The organism is Photorhabdus laumondii subsp. laumondii, from assembly GCF_003343245.1.
GTDB lineage: Bacteria > Pseudomonadota > Gammaproteobacteria > Enterobacterales > Enterobacteriaceae > Photorhabdus > Photorhabdus laumondii.
Genome location: NZ_CP024901.1, coordinates 5,015,383 through 5,033,994 on the forward strand (window position 1 = coordinate 5,015,383; position 18,612 = coordinate 5,033,994).

The following is an 18,612-nucleotide window of genomic DNA, read 5'->3' on the forward strand; positions in this document are numbered from 1 at the left end:
ACCACAGGTAGGGAACGATTATTAAAGCCGTTATTTTCACTCTTAAACGGCTTTTAACACCGCTCGAAGTCGCGGATAACGACGAGCCAAACGCCAACGCAATCTAAATCCACGGGCATTTTTCCAGATCATTGACCAAATACCGCGCTCAAACAATTCATGAACGATTTGTTGTTTTATCGTAGAGGATTCTATCTCATTAATGGTATGCAAAATCCCTAGCCCCTCTTTCGCAATTTGCCAATGACATGCCGGCACCTGCTTGACTTGCTGTGGATAGCGCTGATTAATCTTATTCAGCATCTCCAAGATTTTCATATAGTGATGTGCTGTTCTTACCTTAATACGATCATCCGCAGGAACATGGGACACCGAAGCGGCGTGAATCAGATAATCATAAAAAGATTCATCAATATATTGCACCCGATTTGCCGTCAACAAGAGTTCTGTTGTCCACGGAATATCCTGATGATGCAACCCCGGTTCAAACTGATAATGATGTTTTGTCAGAAAAGCCCGTTTATAGATATTCAGCCAAGTTACATGCAAGAATTTGCGTGAACTCAGTGCTTGTTGCAACCATTCTGGTCCGCTCAGAACCGCGGTAGAAGAGAGGCGATCGGAAGGAAAAATCTTTCGAGCAGGCCGACCATCATCATAAACATAATGACCGTTGCAAGTAGCAATATCCAAATCATTATTCTGAGCAATCTCTAACAGCCGGTTATACATACCCGGATAAATGACATCATCAATATCAGGAAAAGCCACATAATCACCTCTGGCTTTCACTAACCCCGTATTACGGGCAACAGAAACCCCTTGATTCTTCTGCGCGATAATTTCTATCTTTGGGAATTTTTTGGCATATTGCTCAATAATCTGGCGACTATTATCCGTTGAACCATCATCAACCAAAATTAATTCAAAATTAGCTAGCTTTTGCCGAGATAAATTAACAAAAAACTGCGGTAAAAACCGCATTCCATTATAAATAGATACGACAATACTGAGTTTTAGTGATATAGACATAAAATCAATATATTCCTTTAGCCCAAAAGTGTTACTTTTTTATATTGACATCATCTAAATAGTTATCAGGAAAATAATTTCCACATATAAATATAAAACCAATAAATATTTATTACCTTTACATTATACCTAAAAATAAAATAATAATAATTTTTACCACTCAAACTTACCGACAGACGAAACTTTCACCAATATTACCCCTGAAACCAATAATAGTTCAACCGCAGTTAAACAATTACTCACTACATTTCACATTAACTAATGTAATGATGTTATTGTTCTTGAAATCCATTGGATATAGTAAAAAGCAGATAATAATGTGGGGTTTTACCGGACCCTGGATTTTTATCTTCCACTCCTAGAAAAGGAATCTAATATTATGAAAAAACAGGAAAAAACAACCTCCCGGGCAATTATCGCCGCCAGCATGCTGACGCTGATAACGGGCTGTAGCCATATGGAAAAAATCCATATGCCAGAAAAAAATAAACCTGTCCTTTCTACTAAGCTGAACATCCATCAGCCAACATCGATTATTGTTCCTGTCACTATCTCCGGTAAAAAATATCAATTCTTGCTGGATACCGGTGCCAGTTATACCTTCATCGATAATAAGCTGGCAAAAACGCTGACACAAACCACACCAGAATCAAAAATACCGGTTACATTCCACCGTATGTTGTCCGATGGACTGGTTACAACCAGTGAAAAACGCTTACACAAAGCTGACCTAACATTATGGCAACCTCTGGCGATTACCCTCGGTAATCATACAGTGCCGAGCTCCGATCCCTGGATTGGCATTGACATGAGTCTCTTTAATCAGTCCATTGGTCAGGAGCTGGATGGTATTCTCGGCATTGATACTTTTCGTCAGCTAAACTGGGAAATAAATAACCTGAACCACACATTGACAGTATGGCGACATGCACCTTCAATCCTAAATTATCAACAATGTGAACCTTACAGTGATAGCTACGGCAAATCTCCCGCAATCCAAGTTTCTAATGTCGTTTTTAATATAGATACCGGGGCCGATTACAGCTATGTTGCTCAGGAATTTATTGAATATCTGAAAAAAGAGCACAAAGATAAAATTTCTGAAGGAACCAGTGTCAAATACGCGTCCGCTAGTGGGCTTGATAGTAGTAAAGAGTATCTGATTGATGGCTTTTATTTACAGCAACTGCCGGTAGGTCGTCTGAGAATTGGCGAAAATAAAAGTGGTCTCTACAATCTCGGTATGAGTTTCTTCTCACGTTTTGATAATTATCTGTTTATCCCAAATAAAATGCTGCTCTGTTTTAACGCTAAAAATTTCACCCGTTATGACAGTCCATTACTTCGCACAATTGCAATCCGTTATTTTAATAACAAAGTAGAGATATTTTACAACGATCCCAAAGATATCGAAAAATTTGGATTAAAGAACGGTGATATTGTACTGGAAGTTAATGGTCAACAAGCCCTTCCTAAGGATATCACCTATCTTCGTAATCAGTTGTCAGAAACACCATCGGGTAAATTGACAATAAAAATTGAACGAGATAACACCCAGAAAATTATAACTATTTAATAAAGCCATTTATTGAGGGAGATATATACCCGTCATCTTTCAAGTTGCTTCTTTGTTGGCTGCACTCTCTCACCCCGGTCACATAGTTATCTATGCTCCCGGGGATTCGCTCCCTTGCCGCCGCGATGCATCTTGAAATCCATAGGGTATAGGTTCTTCCTCAATAAACTTATTTTTCAATTTGGTATTTATTCTGTTTATAAGCAAGATACGTTTTAGGTAAATTTTTTTCTTTCAACGCCTGCCATATTTCCAGTGCCTGTTTTTTCCCTTTATCTTTATTTTCCGGATCAGCAATGAAGTCACTAATAAAATTATTTAAACGGGCGGAAGGGATCTGTGGAAGCCTTCCTTCCTGCTGTTTCAGAGAAGCCAAGTGCTCAACCAAATCGCCATAGGTAATTTTGTTATTATTAGCAATTTGCGCCTTACGCCAATAATTTAACCAATACCATTGGCCAGATTTATCCGCTAATGGCCCATATTGGCGGTTCACCTGTTCTAATAAGAAATTTTTCGTTTGCTTGTCACTCACATAATTTATTACCAAACTTTCCAAGGCGAGTAAATCCCGACCAACACGATCTCTTTTGTTAGGAATAGCAATAGGCAAATCACCAGAATAACCAAACAAGCACGACCGAATATGTAACTCAAGCTCATTCTTTTTTAAGTGACTTGTTGCAATTCCTAAAGATTTAGCAAACTGCCGAAGTTCAGTTACGTAAAAATAACCATTCTCAAACGCTTCCTGACTCATGCCTTTATACAATTCACTCACAATGACATTTCCTTAATCGTACTTATCAGTTACCACCAACCCATTTTCTCAACCTTTATCAAGGCTAGCACAGTAATTCATTCCAACAAAAAGATAAGAAAATTTCTAAGAAATAAAGGGGAAAGCGACTATTTTAGCCTTTTGGTTTTGCACTGAAATCAAACAAATCTGTCAGCTCAATCTGCAAACCACTCGCAATAATATTGATGATTTCAAGCGTAGGATTTCTAACCCCACGCTCAATACCACTGATATACGTCCGATCAATTCCACATTTATCGGCAAAAGCTTCCTGAGACATGCCAGACGACTGCCTGAAATACCTAACTCTTTGTCCAAAAAGGAATTTTACAGCATTTGGCTTTTTCATCTGATAAGTATCGAATGATGTTACTTATCAGACCACGGACTATGAGTCACTTTTTATGGTAAGTTATGTTATCATATGTGACTTATAGTCTACTATGTAACGACTTACCTTTTCATATCAAAGTTATCCGTAACACGGAGGATTAATTAATGAAAAATCAAGACTGGCACCCAGCAGACATCATAGCTGAGCTGAAAAAACGTGGCACATCGCTAGCCGCCGTTTCAAGGAAAGCAGGATTAGCATCATCGACCCTTGCCAATACCCTGCAACGCCGCTGGCCAAAAGGTCAACGGCTTATTGCCACGGCTTTGGATCGCGATCCCGCTGAAATATGGCCTTCGAGGTACACAAAGTAGGTGGCTGTAAATTAAAGTGGAGTAGTTTATCAATGAGATAAGCTGCTCCAATCTACTTTATATCATTCGGTAAGAGTAATGATTACTTATAGCTGTTTGCATTTATCTTTTCCTGCTCGCAATCCATTTCCTCATGTTCATTTTAAGTGTGTTTCTGAGGTGTGCTATGAAACATAGAGTTAACGTAACTTTTGATAAAGAAAATTATCTGATCCTGAATTCAGCCGGTGTAAATATTTCAGGTTTTGTTAATAAAGCCATGACCAGAGAAGCTCAACGAATCAAAGCTGAAAGTTGGAAAGCAGATAATCGCAAAGGATTGGAAGAAATTGCTCAATTTATTGAACAATATGGCTCATTTGCTGATGAAAACAGGAACTGGTAAATGCAATTTGTTGTTTATCAATACAAACGGAGCGAAAGCAAATACAGTATGTTTGTTGATGTACAACGTGACATCATTGAAACACCAGAAAGGCGTATGGCTATTCCTTTAGTTGAAGCGCATCATTTTTCAAGCAAGGTGAGTCGTCATCTATTTCCCACGTCTGGCTCTCAGTTTTCTTCATTTGTGCCGCTCTGCTGCGTCTGTATGAATATTTTTCTGTAAACAGAGGGGGTGATGCCCGTATTTTTAACAAAGGCCCTGCGCATTACATCGCTGCTTCTGTATCCGCAAGCTCCCGGGATTGCCTTGAGCGGGAGCCTGCCTTCCTCAAGTAACGTCCGCGCTTTCTCAATACGTGCATGCTCCAGCCATACTCCTGCCTTCATGTTGAGCTCCTGACGGAACAGACGTCCCAGATGCCTGATACTCAGGTTCATATGTGTAGCCATGTCCTGCAAGCCACTTATGCCCTGTAGGTTTGCCTGCGCCCAGCGTTGTAAATCCTGAAAAGCGGCTCTCCCGGATAGGGATAACTGGCTCCTGCGGATAAAGTGCCCCTGACAGACCGGTCGCCTGAAAAACATGACGAGACTTGCTGCCACCTCCATCGCGATTTCGCGACCCAGATCCTCTTCAACCAGCCTGAGCGCCAGATCCAGCCCGGATGTCACACCTGCCGCCGTTCTCACGGAACCATCAGCCACATAGAGCATGTCCGGTTCGACAATGATTTCGGGAAAACGCATCGCGAGCAATTCGGCACACTCCCAATGGGTTGTCACCCGACGCTGCTTCAACAGTCCGGTCTGCGCCAACAACAGGGCACCAGTACAGACGGAGCCGTAACGCTGACTACGATGACACATTTCGATGATTGCAGAACACTCCTGTTCTGAAAGGGTATGGCTATGCGCATCCGGCGCACCAGCCACAAGAAATGTGTCTGCCGAGTGGCTGGTTGTATCGCTCAAAATCACATCAGCCATCAGCCTAACGCCAGAAGAAGAAGTGATGATGTCTGAACCGGTCGACATCACGCTCAGGGAATAGACCTGCCGGTGCAATATACGGTTCGCCTCAGCGAATACATCTAGGGGGCCTGAAACATCGAGTAGCTGAACGTCAGGCACAGCCAATATGGTGATGTTGTGAATCATTGCTCTACAGAAGTCTTATTTAATCTTAGTGTCCTGAATCATCGTTATAAGTTAATTCAGGACGGGTGTCATGTGTTTTATGCTGACCTTCACTTAATCAACCGGAGACAGCATATGAATTTTTCAATTAACGGCGTGAGTATTCCTGATACCCAAATAACCCGTGATGCAACCACGTTCATCCGCGATACGGAATCTGACCTGCTTTTTCATCATTCAAGTCGTGTTTACTACTGGGGTGCGCTCGCCGGTCAGCGTCTTGGGCTTAACGTGGATCATGAACTGCTCTATGTCGGATGTATGTTTCATGACATCGGCCTGACACATGAACACTGTAGCTGTGACAAACGATTCGAGGTTGACGGCGCGAATGCGGCGAAACATTTCCTGCAAGGATACGGTATCGCTCAGGCCGATATTGATAAAGTCTGGACGGCGATTGCTTTACATACCACGCCGGGCATTCCAGAGTTTATGGTACCCGAAATTGCGCTCGTTACTGCTGGCGTTGAAATGGATGTGTTGGGGATCAATTACGAAGCGTTCAGCGACAGTGAGCGCACTGCGGTTGTACAGCATCACCCACGTACTGACGGCTTCAAGGAAGATATCATTCAGGCTTTTTATGATGGCATCAAGGACAAGTCCCAGACAATGTTTGGTGGCTTCAATGTGGATGTCATACAGGATAAACAGCCGGGACTTGTTCCCCTCAATTACTGTAACGTAATCCGCAATTCCCGCTGGAAAGGCTAAATGTCCTATTGTGGCAGATGAAGGATAACCTGCTACTCAAATGCAGGTTATCCGTTTTGAGTCTACAGGAGCAGGCACAGAGAAGATCTGCCTGAAAAACAGGTATACCCGTCATCTTTCAAGTTGCCTCTTTGTTGGCTGCACTCACTTCCCCCAGTCACAGAGTTATCTATGCTCCCGGGGATTCGTTCCCTTGCCGTCGCGATGCATCTTGAAATCCATAAGGTATAGATCACTAACTCTTTTTCTCCGCGTCAAAGTCAAACAGATCTTTTAATTCAATCTGTAAACCACTTGCTATGACATTGATAACTTCAAGCGTGGGGTTCCTGACGCCACGTTCAATGCCACTGATATAAGTACGATCAAGCCCACATTTATCGGCAAAAGCTTCCTGAGACATACCAGATGCCATTCTGATATATCTAACTCTTTGTCCAAAAATGGATTTTATCGTGTTAGGTTTTTTCATTCGATAAGTATCGAACGATGTTACTTATCAAACCACGGACTATAAGTCACGTTTTCCTGTAACTCGTGTTACTAATATGACTTACCGCAAAAATACGATGAATGATATTTTAATAACAAAGTGATCTTGTCATTGGGAGGATTAAAACGCTCAATTATCATGGCACAAAAGGCATATATAGCTTCTCTTATCATTCGCTTCCTTAATGGCATAGACGCTACCGCCTTTGTTTGGGATTACGCCAAACAAATATAACGTTACAAACCAAAAATATGAAAAATCTTCGAACACATTAATTAAATTAATTTATTTTATCAAGAAATTTGCCAATCTGGTCGCAAGTATTATTTATTAAGTACGATTTTTGCGCGTATAAGCCGCTAATACCGTACGTTCTGACTGCTCCAGATAGCTTTTTAACTCGGAGGCCGCACTTTCTGGTTCACCTTTCTCAAGTAACGCCAAAATATGGGCATTCTGATCAATATAAGGAACATAAAAAAGTTCAGGATCGTTCAGATAACCAAAAGCCAGCCGCAATTCCGCAGAAATATGCCCATAGAATGTTATCAGCCGTTCACTGTCAGTCAGTTCAACAATAGCTGAATGAAATGCCATATTTGCAGTTCCTACACCGATCCAGTCCTGAGTATCACGACACCGTTTAGCCATTTCGATTGCACCGCGCATGTGTTCAACCGCAGGATGCATAGGATAAGATTGCGCCAATGCCTGACACTCAATAAGCCGCCGGATTCGATAAATATCGATAATAGAAGCGATACTCGGAGTGGCGACGAAAACACCACGGTTAGGTTCATATCGCAGTAACCCTTCCTGAGTCAGTACCCGAAAAACCTCACGTAATGTATTACGCGATATTTCAAGTTGTTCGCTCAAAGCCGCTTCTGATAGTCGTTGACCGGGTGATAGCTCCCCAATAATCAATTTCTGCCGGATAATATCTGTAACTTTTTCACTTAACGTCTTAGGAGAGGAATTATTTTTTTTCATCATAATTAATTGAAAGAGCGGACCAAATGTCGCAAACCTGGCCACAAGCTCCCGGCTGCTAAAGATAAGAATGGCAGGCATCTTCACACATTCACCTACTGCCAGCAAGCATAGAGATTCCTCCCCACTGACTGTTTTCTACGCCAGAATGATTATTGCCTCATAATGGTGCATTAAACGCACCACCATAGAACATCACTATTATAAAAAGTGATCTGCATTTCATTTTTATCATTAAAAAATAATTTTATTTGCCTATTCTTTCGCCTCACTCTATTTATTGTTCAACAATAAAAAAACAATAATTTAACAATAAATGCAAATTATCCAACGATGGTACGCATATTGCTTAGATATATACCCTATGGATTTCAAGATGCATCGCGGCGGCAAGGGAGCGAATCCCCGGGAGCATAGATAACTATGTGACCGGGGTGAGTGAGTGCAGCCAACAAAGAAGCAACTTGAAAGATAACGGGTATACATTTATCTACTATCTACCACACAGGAATTCAACCTATGACGACACAGCAAGCAACCGCGATTTTTATCCACCGAGGTGACACACCATGCAACAGATTGTGAATCTATGGCCGTTGATTGGCATCGCGGTTATTGTCGTGGGTTTTTTACTTAGGTTTAACCCGGTATTGGTAGTGATTGTCGCAGGGATCATTACCGGGCTGGCCGCTCATATGCCGATCACAGCGATTCTGGAAAAACTAGGTTCCGGCTTCCTTAATACCCGAAATTTGCCACTAATTTTGCTGTTGCCGCTGGCAACTATCGGTCTTTTAGAACGGCACGGCTTAAAAGAACGAGCTCAAACCTGGATTAGCAATATTAAAACAGCAACCGCCGGACGTTTGCTGATCATCTATCTGTTCATTCGTGAAATAACCGCTGCGCTAGGGCTGACCAGTTTAGGAGGGCACCCGCAAATGGTGCGTCCATTGCTGGCACCAATGGTAGAAGGGGCTACGGAAAACCGTCATCATGACCTACCTGACGATATACGTTATCGCCTGCGGGCCATGTCAGCAGCAACCGACAATGTTGGCCTTTTCTTCGGTGAGGATATTTTCGTCGCCTTTGGTGCAATCATCTTTATGCATAACTTTATGCTAGAGTCTGGCGGTATCCAAACGGAACCGCTACATATCGCTATGTGGGGAATTCCTACCGCCATCTGTGCCTTCCTAATCCACGCTTTCCGCTTGTCTCGTCTTGACCACCAGATCGCTACCAAGCTGGCAGCACTGAATGGCATGGACAAAAATCGCAGTAAGGTGGAGTAATGTTTCAGCAACAATATCTTTATTGGCTGGCAGGCGTGATTCTGTTGGCCGTAGCCACAATGTCTTGGCGTGATCACACCAACCCCCGCCGCCTGACCACCAGCTTGTTCTGGGCGCTATATGGCATCGTATTTTTAGTAGGCGACTGGACTTACCGCTTAATAGCACTATGGGCAGACAGCGAAGCCGAGGCCCAAAAGATGCTACATATCGGTGTCGGGCTAATCGTCGTATTGATGGCACTGACGGCTGGTTTTGGCGGTGTGCGATTGGGTAGCTACCATCAACGCACACCTCAGCAACGGCAGGAAAGTGCCTCCCGTTTGGGTAATCGCCTCTTTCTTCCCGCACTGGCAATCCCTATCGTCACGGTGATCGGCGTATTACTGTTTAACCACATCCCTGAGTTACAACAGGCGCTGTTCGGTAGCGGCAACCATGCCACCTTGGTAACGCTGTTTTCCATGACAGTAGGCTGCTTAGTCGGATATGGCGTTGCACTGAAAATGACACGTGAAAATGTAACTCAATCAACCCAAGAGGCGCGCCGCTTACTGGATTCCATCGGTTGGGCGTTTATCCTGCCACAGATATTAGCGACGCTAGGACTATTATTTACCGTAGCAGGTGTCGGTACCGCAATTTCTCACCTGACTGAACATTATTTAGCGGTGGATAATCGATTGATCGCGGTAGCGACATACATACTCGGTATGGCGTTATTGACGATGATAATGGGCAACGCTTTCGCTGCGTTCCCGATTGTTACCGCCGGGATCGGCATTCCCATTCTAGTACTGCAACATGGCGGTAATCCAGCGGTCATGGCCGCCATCGGTATGTTCTCGGGCTATTGCGGTACATTGATGACCCCAATGGCCGCAAACTTCAATATCGTTCCAGCCGCTCTGTTGGAATTACCAAATCGCAATGCGGTCATTAAAGCACAAATCCCCACGGGAATAGCGCTGTTGATTGCCAATGTTTTTCTGCTCTATTTTTTGATGTTTTTGTAAGGATATCCTATGAAAACCGTTCTGATTACCGCTTTTGAACCTTTTGACGGTGAAGCCATCAATCCATCGTGGGAGTCGGTCAGGCAATTGCAAAACCAACAGCTATCTGGAGCACATATTGAGACACGCCAGCTCCCATGTGTATTCAATACTTCTCTCACCTGCCTGTACGCAGCTATTGATGAGATACAACCTGAACTCGTCATTGCCGTGGGACAAGCAGGAGGCAGGCCAGATATCACGGTGGAACGCATAGCGATTAACATCAACGACGCACGTATTCCCGATAATCAGGGCAATCAACCCATTGATACCCCAATCGTAGCAACAGGCCCGGCGGCCTACTTTTCCACCCTACCGATCAAAGCGATCGTCAGTGGCCTGCAAACCGCAGGGGTTCCTGCTTCGATTTCACAGAGTGCCGGCACATATATCTGCAACCATGTCATGTATGGCCTGCTGCACCATCTGGCACTGACTTATCCCAAAGTACGTGGTGGATTAGTACGTGGTGGATTTATCCATATTCCCTACCTGCCTGAACAGGCGGTAAAACACCCCGGTACGCCAAGTATGGCGCTGGAAACAATAACAATGGCACTGAAAATCGCTATTAATCAAGCATTAGAAAACAGTGGGGACATTGCTATTAGCGGAGGAATGACTCATTAGTTCAACGTCTACCGGCGTAACAGAAATTGCCTATCTGTAGAGCTGATAAGCATCCTGAATTTTTTACTACTTTTTTAGAGATCACTTTGATTGGGGTTACGACTATGAACATGATTGATTTAAACAGCGATCTTGGCGAAGGCTTTGGTCAATGGAAAATGGGTGACGATAATACCATGCTGAGCATTGTCACCAGCGCCAATGTCGCGTGTGGATTTCATGCTGGTGATCCCGCCGGGATCTTTCAAACCTTAAAATCTGCCCACAAAAATCAGGTAGTGATCGGTGCTCATGTCTCTTATCCAGATCTGGTCGGATTTGGTCGCCGTAATATGGATGTTTCCAGTAATGAGCTGATCGCGGATGTTATTTACCAGATTGGCGCGTTGAAAGGGTTGGCCGTGGCGGCAGGAACCACCGTAAGTTATGTTAAACCGCACGGTGCACTGTATAACACCATTGCCCACAATGAATACCAAGCCCTTGCCGTTATTACCGCGATTCGTGAAGTGGATGACAATTTAGTGCTGGTTGGATTAGCTGGCTCAAAACTATTGGATTTAGCGCAGGAAAACGGTTTACGTACCGTTGCGGAAGCCTTTGCTGACAGAGCTTACACTCCACAAGGCACGCTAGTTTCCCGCCGGGAAAAAGGGTCTGTGCTTCATGACGCTAATCTCGTTGCCCGACGCATGTTGCAATTGGTGACCGAAGGAGGAGTTGAAGCCATTGATGGTAGCTTTACCCGTATTCAGGCAGATTCCATCTGTGTTCATGGTGACAGCCCAGACGCGGTGGAAATGGCACGTCAGGTGAAACTAACCCTGCAACAAGCTGGGATCACCGTACGCTCCTTTATTTAAATACCCAGGGGTGCCTAGTGCGTTTTTTACCTGTTAATTTAGATGCCATTATTGTCGAGCTTCATGATCTGAATGAAACGCTGGCGTTATTTGATTCACTTAACGCTCATCCCATTCCAGGCGTAGAAGAAATTATTCCAGCGGCCAGAACACTGTTGATTCGATTTCGTCCCAATGTGGTTTCCACCGTCAAACTTGCCGGAAATATCAACGGCCGCAACCTGAATACACTGGATAGGACAACCGGGAAACTCGTTGAAATCCCGGTGTATTACACTGGTGAAGATCTGGAAGAAGTGGCAGAAATCCTCAGTATCACCACACAGGAAGTTATTCAGCGGCATACCGAAAGCGAGTACACCGTTGCTTTTACCGGATTCGCCCCCGGATTTGCCTATTTAGTCGCAGAGTCAGATCGTTTACATGTTCCTCGCAGGACAACCCCAAGAGCCCGCATTCCTGCGGGATCAGTCGGCCTAGCCGGAGAATTCAGTGGAATATACCCTCAAGCCACTCCGGGAGGTTGGCAAATCATCGGTATCACGCCAGAACGCATGTGGGATCTCTCACGTTCTCCCTCTTCCCTGTTACAACCCGGTTTCCGGGTACGTTTCAGAGATCAACGCAAAGGCGCAGCAATCTCTATCACTAAAGCCGAAATCCCTGTTGCCCCCATAGAGGACGTTCTACCTTCGCAAGTTGATAAACACGCCTCGCTGGAAATCCTAACCACTGGAATACAAACACTTTTTCAGGATTTAGGCCGTTCAGGACAGGCTAGTTTAGGTATTTCCGCTGCCGGAGCGCTAGATAAAACAGCGCTGAGAAGTGCCAACCGGATCGCCGGTAATCCTTCGGATAATGCCTGTCTGGAAATTGTGCAAGGAGGATTAAGCTTCATTTCTCATGGCAATGTCATTATCGCGGTTACAGGTGCTGACTGCCCAATCACTGTTCAAACAACATCTGGCCGAAAGTTTCAGGTTGATGGCTATCAGCCTATTGATCTGAGCGAAGGCGATAAAGTGACATTAGGAACGCCCAAAGCGGGAATGCGTTCTTATTTGGCGGTGCGTGGCAGCTTTGCCAAGCAACCTATTCTCTCCAGCCTCTCTTACGACACGCTGGCACACGTTGGCCCCAAGCCAATCGCTATAGGCGATATTTTGGATATTCTTACTGTGACGCAGGGTTGTGCGGTATCAATGGATGAAAGCCCGGCTTTCAATATGCCCACCACTGACGATATCGTTACACTGGACATTATTCTAGGGCCGCGCACCGACTGGTTCACCGCAGAAGCGCTATCCCTGCTACAAAACCAACTTTGGCAAGTTACACCACAATCTAATCGAGTTGGTATTCGTCTGTACGGAGACACACCATTATCGCGTCTTAACCATAAAGAGTTACCGAGTGAGGGAACGACCACCGGCGCAATTCAGGTTCCTGCCAGTGGTCAACCGGTTTTGTTTTTAGCCGATCACCCTTTGACCGGTGGCTATCCAGTCATTGGTTCCGTTGCCAACTATCATCTCGATCTTGCGGGACAAATTCCTGTCAATGCCCGTATCCGCTTCAACCCAATCACTGAATTTCATGAAATAAAAGAGAGCGATTGCCGCTTATGAGTACCGCAATGACCATGAATATTAAAAACTATCCCATAAAAAAAGTTTTGATTGCTAACCGCGGTGAAATCGCCGTCCGTATCATCCGTGCCTGCCGGGATTATGGTTTACAATCTATCGCCGTCTACGCTGATTCGGACATCAATGCACAACATGTACGATTGGCTGATGAGGCTTATAGTTTAGGCGGAAACCGCCCCGCTGATACCTATCTCAATATTCCCCAATTATTGGATATTGCGAAACGTTCAGGTGCCGACATGGTACATCCCGGATACGGATTTCTGGCTGAACGAGCAGAATTTGCCCGTGCAGTTATTCATGCAGGGTTGATCTGGGTTGGTCCTGAACCAGAGACAATTGATACTTTGGGTGACAAAGTTAAAGCACGCAAAATTGCCCAACAGGTAGGTGCCCCACAGGTTTCAGGTACAGAAGAACCGGTGAAAAACGCAGAGGAAGCTCTGGCGTTTGCCGAACAATATGGCCTGCCAATCGCAATTAAAGCGGCATATGGCGGTGGTGGACGTGGCATGAAAGTGGCATGGCGGCTTGATGAAGTCACCGAACTCTACAATTCGGCTGTTCGTGAAGCAACAGCGGCCTTTGGTCGTGGAGAATGTTTCATTGAACAGTTCCTGGATAAACCTCGTCATATCGAAGCGCAAATTCTGGCTGATAAACATGGCAATGTGGTGGTACTTGGTACACGTGATTGTTCACTGCAACGACGTAACCAAAAATTGGTAGAAGAAGCACCGGCCCCATTTTTGGCTGAACATCAGCGCCAGCGTATTCATCAAGCAGCACAAGATATTTGCACCGCTGCTGGTTATATTGGAGCCGGAACAGTGGAATTTCTCCTCAGTGCAGACGGCACGATCTCCTTTCTGGAAGTCAATACTCGCTTGCAGGTCGAACATCCGGTCACCGAAGAAACCACAGGGATCGACATTGTGGTAGAACAATTTCGAATTGCCGAAGGTAAACCTTTATCATTGACCTCAACGCCTATTCCTTTAGGCCATTCTTTCGAGTTCCGTATTAACGCAGAAGATGCGGGTAAAGGATTTTTGCCGACACCCGGAACCGTGACAGTATTTTCTCCCCCTTCCGGCCCAGGCATAAGATTGGATTCCGGTGTTGCAGCAGGTTCCACCATCCCTGACACTTTTGATTCGCTGATGGCTAAGTTGATTGTCACCGGAGCAACCCGCCAACAAGCTATTGCCCGTGCGCAGCGGGCATTACAGGAATTCAGCATTAAAGGCGTTGCCTCAGTATTGCCTTTTCATCGAGCAGTGATGGAGCATCCTGATTTTATTTCCGATGACACATTTAACGTTCATACTCGTTGGATCGAAACTGACTTTATCAATGATATAAAAATATCTCCGCGTCAGGAAAATCATTATCAAGAAAAGGTAACACGTACTTTTATTGAAATTAATGGCCGTCGGCATGAACTAGGGCTACCAGCCGAATTATTAAAAGGGCTTTCATTGCCTGATTCTGGGCGAAATTCCATCATTGAAAACAAAAATAGTGAAATGGAGAGGACAATAACAGCACCGAATCCCGTCTCAGCACCAATATCCGGCGTTTTACAATCCTGGTATGTGCAGGAGGGTGATGAAGTTAAACAAGGTGATGTCATTGCTGTCATGGAAGCAATGAAAATGGAAACGCAACTCACCGCACATCGTTCTGGAAAAATCGTTATCTATGTAGAAGAAGGCGGTTATCAACAGGCAGGAAATGTACTGGCAAGTATTAACGATGATTAATAATGACGATAATTGGCTAATTTGACACATAAATTCACATTACCCAATACAACATCAAATTGTACGGATAATTTCCGTACAATTTTAATGAAAAGATTAAAATTAAAATGCAAGCAATATCGTAAAAAAGAGGTTAATTAACCCCTTTATGGATAGAAAAAAATAACTATTAATGGCAATGTTTTTAATCATTTCGTTAATATTGACAATAAGATAAATAAGTCATCACACGATTTAAAACCTGTTTACTGGTTAGATTAACTATTAATAAAACGCTTTCATTTTTATCCGAAAGAAATATTTATTAAATATTTTGATATCATATATTTCAATTGAAAATTGAGGAGCTATTAAAACCAGCAATAAACATGAAAATATTTCAACAAAATAAAAAACAAAGATAATATCATTTACTAATGATTATTAAGCGATAAATAACATGATAATTTGTGACTGTTTTTACCTATATTTAAGCAATTAAGAAATCATTAACTCATTATAAATTATCGGTTATAAATAGTGCATGGATTTATTTTCTACATCTGACAATATAAATACATTTACCAAACAAAAAAAACAAAATAAAACATACAGTTAAAATATTGTGTTATATCAACAAGATATAAATAAAATTTCACAAAAATAAATCAATAAAAATATTATGAGCCATATACTATACATACTTATATTTTCAAGAAATATATTAAAGACAACCTCTGATTTTATTCAGACCATAGAAATATTATTTCATAAAAAGATAATGTTTCTCATTTAATAATCCATCATATAGATATGATAATTATGCACATATCATACACATCTATTTGAATAGTATATAAACGTACTATTACAACAATATCATAATATTAAATCATTTAATTGTTTTACATTTCCTTTACAATTATCAACACAATTTAAAACTATAATGAATTCATATATGTTCTTACAAACACATTTTTATATAGATTAGCATCACAATTTCAACATTACTCAACAAAATAATAAATCAAATAATTGCAATTACCATTAAACATAATACTATATTAATAGTGTAATAAAATTTTTATTTACAATATTTTCCTAATGGTTAAAAAATAAGACCAAGATAAAAAACAAATTCAGAAGCATTGATTAAAAAGGAAAAATATTCGTTACTTGAAATTATACCCAATGGATTTCAAGATGCATCCAAAGAGGCAACCTGAAAGATAACGGGTATATAATAACAGTGACGGCTAAGTAATCAGGAGAACAATGTGATAACAAACGATTACGAGTTAATGACTGCGCCAAACAGTGTACCAGTGAAAATGTGGACTCATGGCGTACCGGTAGAAGCGGAAGCTCGTGAACAACTGTTGAATACAGCAAAAATGCCTTTTATATTCAGACATTTAGCCGTTATGCCTGATGTACATCTTGGTAAAGGTTCAACCATCGGCAGTGTCATCCCGACTCGTGGGGCAATTATTCCAGCCGCGGTAGGCGTAGATATCGGTTGTGGCATGATGGCAGTACGTACCTCATTGAATGCCAAAGATTTACCGGACAACCTATATGCGATCCGCCATGCTATTGAAATTGCCGTACCACACGGACGCACAGCAAACCGTAGCGGTCAGGATAAAGGCGCTTGGCAGCAACCACCAGAAACCGTCGATCACCATTGGAGCGTGTTGCAAACCGGGTTTAAACAGCTAACCGATAAATATCCACAATTGCTGAAAACCAATAACCATCTGCACTTAGGGACACTAGGGACCGGTAATCACTTCATTGAGCTCTGTCTGGATGAATCCGACCGGGTATGGGTAATGCTGCATAGCGGCTCACGCGGTGTAGGAAATGCCATTGGTAATCTATTTATCACCCTTGCCCAACAGGACATGAAACAACATATCGCTCACCTGCCTGATCGTAATCTGGCCTATTTTGAGGAAGGCAGCCGTCACTTTGCTGATTATATGGAAGCGGTCGGTTGGGCACAAAACTTCGCCCGCCACAATCGCGAAGTCATGATGCAACATACACTGGCAGCATTGGCGACGGTAATAACAAAACCATTCACTGCCACAATGGAAGCGGTAAATTGTCACCACAATTATGTGCAACAGGAGCAGCACTTCGGCCAAAACGTGTTAGTCACACGCAAAGGGGCAGTCGCTGCACACCGAGGCGTCATGGGCATCATTCCCGGCTCAATGGGTGCGAAAAGCTTTATCGTACGAGGTCTGGGAAACAAAGAGAGTTTCTGCTCATGCAGTCACGGTGCAGGACGAGTATTAAGCCGCACGGCAGCGAAAAAACGCTTCACAATAGAGGATCAAAAGCGTGCCACGGCACACGTGGAATGCCGCAAGGACAGCGACGTTATCGATGAAATTCCGATGGCCTACAAAGACATTGAGGCCGTAATGGCCGCTCAGTCTTCACTAGTAGAAATCGTTCACACCCTGCGTCAAGTGGTTTGCGTAAAAGGATAATCAAGATGAAAGAAAAATTTGGTATCAGTGACATCATGAAGCAACACATATGCCAAAAACTGGCGCAACTTGAGACAGAGCTGCAAATACGAATACTCTACGCCTGTGAATCAGGTAGCCGCGGTTGGGGATTTGCCTCGACAAGCAGTGATTACGATGTACGTTTTATTTATGTACATGCGCCATCATGGTACTTACGCGTCGATCCCTCTCGGGATGTCATTGAACTACCGATCAGTAACGAGCTGGATATCTGTGGTTGGGAACTGCGTAAAACGTTAGGGCTGCTGAAACGAGCCAACCCGACACTGATGGAGTGGGCAGACTCACCAGTAATCTACTACGAAGACGTGGAGTTCATGGCGGCACTACGTGCCCTATTACCAGACTATTTCTCCAACAACAGAGCGCGATATCACTATCTGTCAATGGCAAAGAAAAACTTTCGTAGTTACCTGAAAGGCGAGAAAATTCGGCTGAAAAAATACCTTTATGTACTACGCCCATTGCTGGCGGTACGTTGGATCGAAGCTGGTAAAGGTGTCCCCCCGATGCGCTTCGACAGCCTACTGGCCGGAACGGTTACAGACGCGGGGCTGATGCAAGAAATACAGACTCTGCTTGCCATCAAGCGTAACACTGACGAAACGGAATATAGTCCACGTTTTAAACGCATTCATAACTTTATCTGCCGCGAATTGGATGATTCAGTTACCCGCCGCGAACTCAAAGACAAAAAACACCTCCCAGATACCGAATTGGATCTACTTCTGATGCGCACCGTACTTCACCATAATAATAAAGAAGAAGGAGAATACCTGTTAAAAAATGGATGAAAAATCATACAAAAATGACATTTCAGCAATCAAGTTGGATGTTTACTCAGAGCCAGAAAGCAGGGTCTTCCACCCTGCTCCAGAAATAAATATATACCCGTCATCTTTCAAGTTGCCCTTT

General features: G+C 43.4%; 18 protein-coding genes and 1 pseudogene. 13 read left to right on the forward strand and 6 right to left on the reverse strand.

What is annotated here, in order from left to right; all coding sequences use genetic code 11:
• Positions 1-42: 42 nt before the first annotated feature.
• Positions 43-1,032, reverse strand: a complete 990-nt coding sequence (locus PluTT01m_RS21990) for a glycosyltransferase (RefSeq protein ID WP_011148385.1) — start codon at positions 1,030-1,032, stop codon at positions 43-45.
• 379 nt (positions 1,033-1,411) lie between these two features.
• Between PluTT01m_RS21990 and PluTT01m_RS21995 the strand changes: the two genes are divergently transcribed.
• Positions 1,412-2,608, forward strand: a complete 1,197-nt coding sequence (locus PluTT01m_RS21995) for an aspartyl protease family protein (RefSeq protein ID WP_011148386.1) — start codon at positions 1,412-1,414, stop codon at positions 2,606-2,608.
• Positions 2,609-2,777: 169 nt separating this feature from the next.
• On the opposite strand, the gene PluTT01m_RS22000 is transcribed toward PluTT01m_RS21995, so the two are convergent.
• Both PluTT01m_RS22000 and xreR1 (PluTT01m_RS22005) read right to left on the reverse strand, forming a co-directional pair.
• Positions 2,778-3,389 carry a hypothetical protein gene (locus tag PluTT01m_RS22000; protein WP_011148387.1) on the reverse strand — a complete coding sequence of 204 codons (612 nt, stop codon included), beginning with the start codon at positions 3,387-3,389 and terminating at the stop codon, positions 2,778-2,780.
• A 133-nt stretch (positions 3,390-3,522) separates the two neighbouring features.
• A complete protein-coding gene (xreR1, locus tag PluTT01m_RS22005; protein ID WP_011148388.1) occupies positions 3,523-3,759 on the reverse strand; it encodes a cell morphology transcriptional regulator XreR1 in 237 nt (78 codons plus the stop codon).
• Between the two features lie 149 nt (positions 3,760-3,908).
• Between xreR1 (PluTT01m_RS22005) and xreR2 the strand changes: the two genes are divergently transcribed.
• From xreR2 to PluTT01m_RS22020, 3 genes and pseudogenes are all read left to right on the forward strand, one after another.
• Positions 3,909-4,118, forward strand: coding sequence for a cell morphology transcriptional regulator XreR2 (xreR2, locus tag PluTT01m_RS22010; RefSeq protein ID WP_011148389.1), 210 nt, complete (start codon positions 3,909-3,911; stop codon positions 4,116-4,118).
• Positions 4,119-4,284: 166 nt separating this feature from the next.
• Entirely contained in the window at positions 4,285-4,503 is a 219-nt protein-coding gene (gene ccdA / locus PluTT01m_RS22015; protein WP_011148390.1) for a type II toxin-antitoxin system antitoxin CcdA, read from the forward strand.
• Positions 4,504-4,662, forward strand: a pseudogene (locus PluTT01m_RS22020) (CcdB family protein); the annotation flags it as partial.
• A gap of 11 nt (positions 4,663-4,673) precedes the next feature.
• On the opposite strand, the gene PluTT01m_RS22025 reads toward PluTT01m_RS22020, so the two are convergent.
• Complete coding sequence (locus tag PluTT01m_RS22025) at positions 4,674-5,663, reverse strand: GlxA family transcriptional regulator (protein WP_011148392.1); 990 nt, start codon at positions 5,661-5,663, stop codon at positions 4,674-4,676.
• A gap of 114 nt (positions 5,664-5,777) precedes the next feature.
• On the opposite strand from PluTT01m_RS22025, the gene PluTT01m_RS22030 reads away from it, so the two are divergent.
• Positions 5,778-6,419: an HD domain-containing protein gene (locus tag PluTT01m_RS22030; protein WP_011148393.1), complete on the forward strand. Its 642-nt coding sequence runs from the start codon at positions 5,778-5,780 to the stop codon at positions 6,417-6,419.
• 235 nt (positions 6,420-6,654) lie between these two features.
• Here the strand turns inward: PluTT01m_RS22030 and xreR1 (PluTT01m_RS22035) are convergent, their stop codons facing one another.
• Together xreR1 (PluTT01m_RS22035) and PluTT01m_RS22040 are read right to left on the reverse strand one after the other, a co-directional pair.
• Entirely contained in the window at positions 6,655-6,891 is a 237-nt protein-coding gene (xreR1, locus tag PluTT01m_RS22035; RefSeq protein ID WP_011148394.1) for a cell morphology transcriptional regulator XreR1, read from the reverse strand.
• Positions 6,892-7,242: 351 nt separating this feature from the next.
• Complete coding sequence (locus PluTT01m_RS22040) at positions 7,243-7,905, reverse strand: GntR family transcriptional regulator (RefSeq protein WP_041381184.1); 663 nt, start codon at positions 7,903-7,905, stop codon at positions 7,243-7,245.
• Between the two features lie 569 nt (positions 7,906-8,474).
• Here PluTT01m_RS22040 and PluTT01m_RS22045 point away from each other — a divergent pair.
• The 8 genes from PluTT01m_RS22045 (at position 8,475) to PluTT01m_RS22080 (ending at position 18,491) form a co-directional block, all read left to right on the forward strand.
• Positions 8,475-9,203, forward strand: a complete 729-nt coding sequence (locus tag PluTT01m_RS22045) for a DUF969 domain-containing protein (protein WP_011148396.1) — start codon at positions 8,475-8,477, stop codon at positions 9,201-9,203.
• Positions 9,203-10,219: a DUF979 domain-containing protein gene (locus PluTT01m_RS22050; protein WP_011148397.1), complete on the forward strand. Its 1,017-nt coding sequence runs from the start codon at positions 9,203-9,205 to the stop codon at positions 10,217-10,219. The genes PluTT01m_RS22045 and PluTT01m_RS22050 overlap by 1 nt, the downstream gene beginning before the upstream one ends.
• Positions 10,220-10,228: 9 nt before the next feature.
• A complete protein-coding gene (gene pcp / locus PluTT01m_RS22055) occupies positions 10,229-10,891 on the forward strand; it encodes a pyroglutamyl-peptidase I (RefSeq protein WP_011148398.1) in 663 nt (220 codons plus the stop codon).
• 104 nt (positions 10,892-10,995) lie between these two features.
• Positions 10,996-11,754 (forward strand): LamB/YcsF family protein, encoded by a 759-nt coding sequence (locus PluTT01m_RS22060; protein WP_041380395.1) that lies wholly within the window; start codon positions 10,996-10,998, stop codon positions 11,752-11,754.
• Positions 11,755-11,771: 17 nt separating this feature from the next.
• A complete protein-coding gene (locus PluTT01m_RS22065) occupies positions 11,772-13,385 on the forward strand; it encodes a 5-oxoprolinase subunit B/C family protein (RefSeq protein WP_011148400.1) in 1,614 nt (537 codons plus the stop codon).
• A gap of 14 nt (positions 13,386-13,399) precedes the next feature.
• Positions 13,400-15,172, forward strand: coding sequence for an acetyl/propionyl/methylcrotonyl-CoA carboxylase subunit alpha (locus PluTT01m_RS22070; protein ID WP_041381186.1), 1,773 nt, complete (start codon positions 13,400-13,402; stop codon positions 15,170-15,172).
• Between the two features lie 1,256 nt (positions 15,173-16,428).
• Positions 16,429-17,655 carry an RtcB family protein gene (locus PluTT01m_RS22075; protein WP_011148402.1) on the forward strand — a complete coding sequence of 409 codons (1,227 nt, stop codon included), beginning with the start codon at positions 16,429-16,431 and terminating at the stop codon, positions 17,653-17,655.
• A 5-nt stretch (positions 17,656-17,660) separates the two neighbouring features.
• Entirely contained in the window at positions 17,661-18,491 is an 831-nt protein-coding gene (locus PluTT01m_RS22080) for a nucleotidyltransferase domain-containing protein (RefSeq protein ID WP_011148403.1), read from the forward strand.
• Positions 18,492-18,612: the final 121 nt, after the last annotated feature.

Bases quoted from the DNA above. Each gene is read 5' to 3' on its own strand.
- xreR1 (WP_011148394.1), bottom strand. From the start codon at position 6,891: ATGAAAAAACCTAACACGATAAAATCCATTTTTGGACAAAGAGTTAGA.
- PluTT01m_RS21995 (WP_011148386.1), top strand. From the start codon at position 1,412: ATGAAAAAACAGGAAAAAACAACCTCCCGGGCAATTATCGCCGCCAGC.
- PluTT01m_RS22070 (WP_041381186.1), top strand. From the start codon at position 13,400: ATGAATATTAAAAACTATCCCATAAAAAAAGTTTTGATTGCTAACCGC.
- PluTT01m_RS21990 (WP_011148385.1), bottom strand. From the start codon at position 1,032: ATGTCTATATCACTAAAACTCAGTATTGTCGTATCTATTTATAATGGA.
- xreR2 (WP_011148389.1), top strand. From the start codon at position 3,909: ATGAAAAATCAAGACTGGCACCCAGCAGACATCATAGCTGAGCTGAAA.
- PluTT01m_RS22060 (WP_041380395.1), top strand. From the start codon at position 10,996: ATGAACATGATTGATTTAAACAGCGATCTTGGCGAAGGCTTTGGTCAA.
- PluTT01m_RS22045 (WP_011148396.1), top strand. From the start codon at position 8,475: ATGCAACAGATTGTGAATCTATGGCCGTTGATTGGCATCGCGGTTATT.
- pcp (WP_011148398.1), top strand. From the start codon at position 10,229: ATGAAAACCGTTCTGATTACCGCTTTTGAACCTTTTGACGGTGAAGCC.
- xreR1 (WP_011148388.1), bottom strand. From the start codon at position 3,759: ATGAAAAAGCCAAATGCTGTAAAATTCCTTTTTGGACAAAGAGTTAGG.
- PluTT01m_RS22040 (WP_041381184.1), bottom strand. From the start codon at position 7,905: ATGAAAAAAAATAATTCCTCTCCTAAGACGTTAAGTGAAAAAGTTACA.
- PluTT01m_RS22050 (WP_011148397.1), top strand. From the start codon at position 9,203: ATGTTTCAGCAACAATATCTTTATTGGCTGGCAGGCGTGATTCTGTTG.
- PluTT01m_RS22025 (WP_011148392.1), bottom strand. From the start codon at position 5,663: ATGATTCACAACATCACCATATTGGCTGTGCCTGACGTTCAGCTACTC.
- PluTT01m_RS22080 (WP_011148403.1), top strand. From the start codon at position 17,661: ATGAAAGAAAAATTTGGTATCAGTGACATCATGAAGCAACACATATGC.
- ccdA (WP_011148390.1), top strand. From the start codon at position 4,285: ATGAAACATAGAGTTAACGTAACTTTTGATAAAGAAAATTATCTGATC.
- PluTT01m_RS22030 (WP_011148393.1), top strand. From the start codon at position 5,778: ATGAATTTTTCAATTAACGGCGTGAGTATTCCTGATACCCAAATAACC.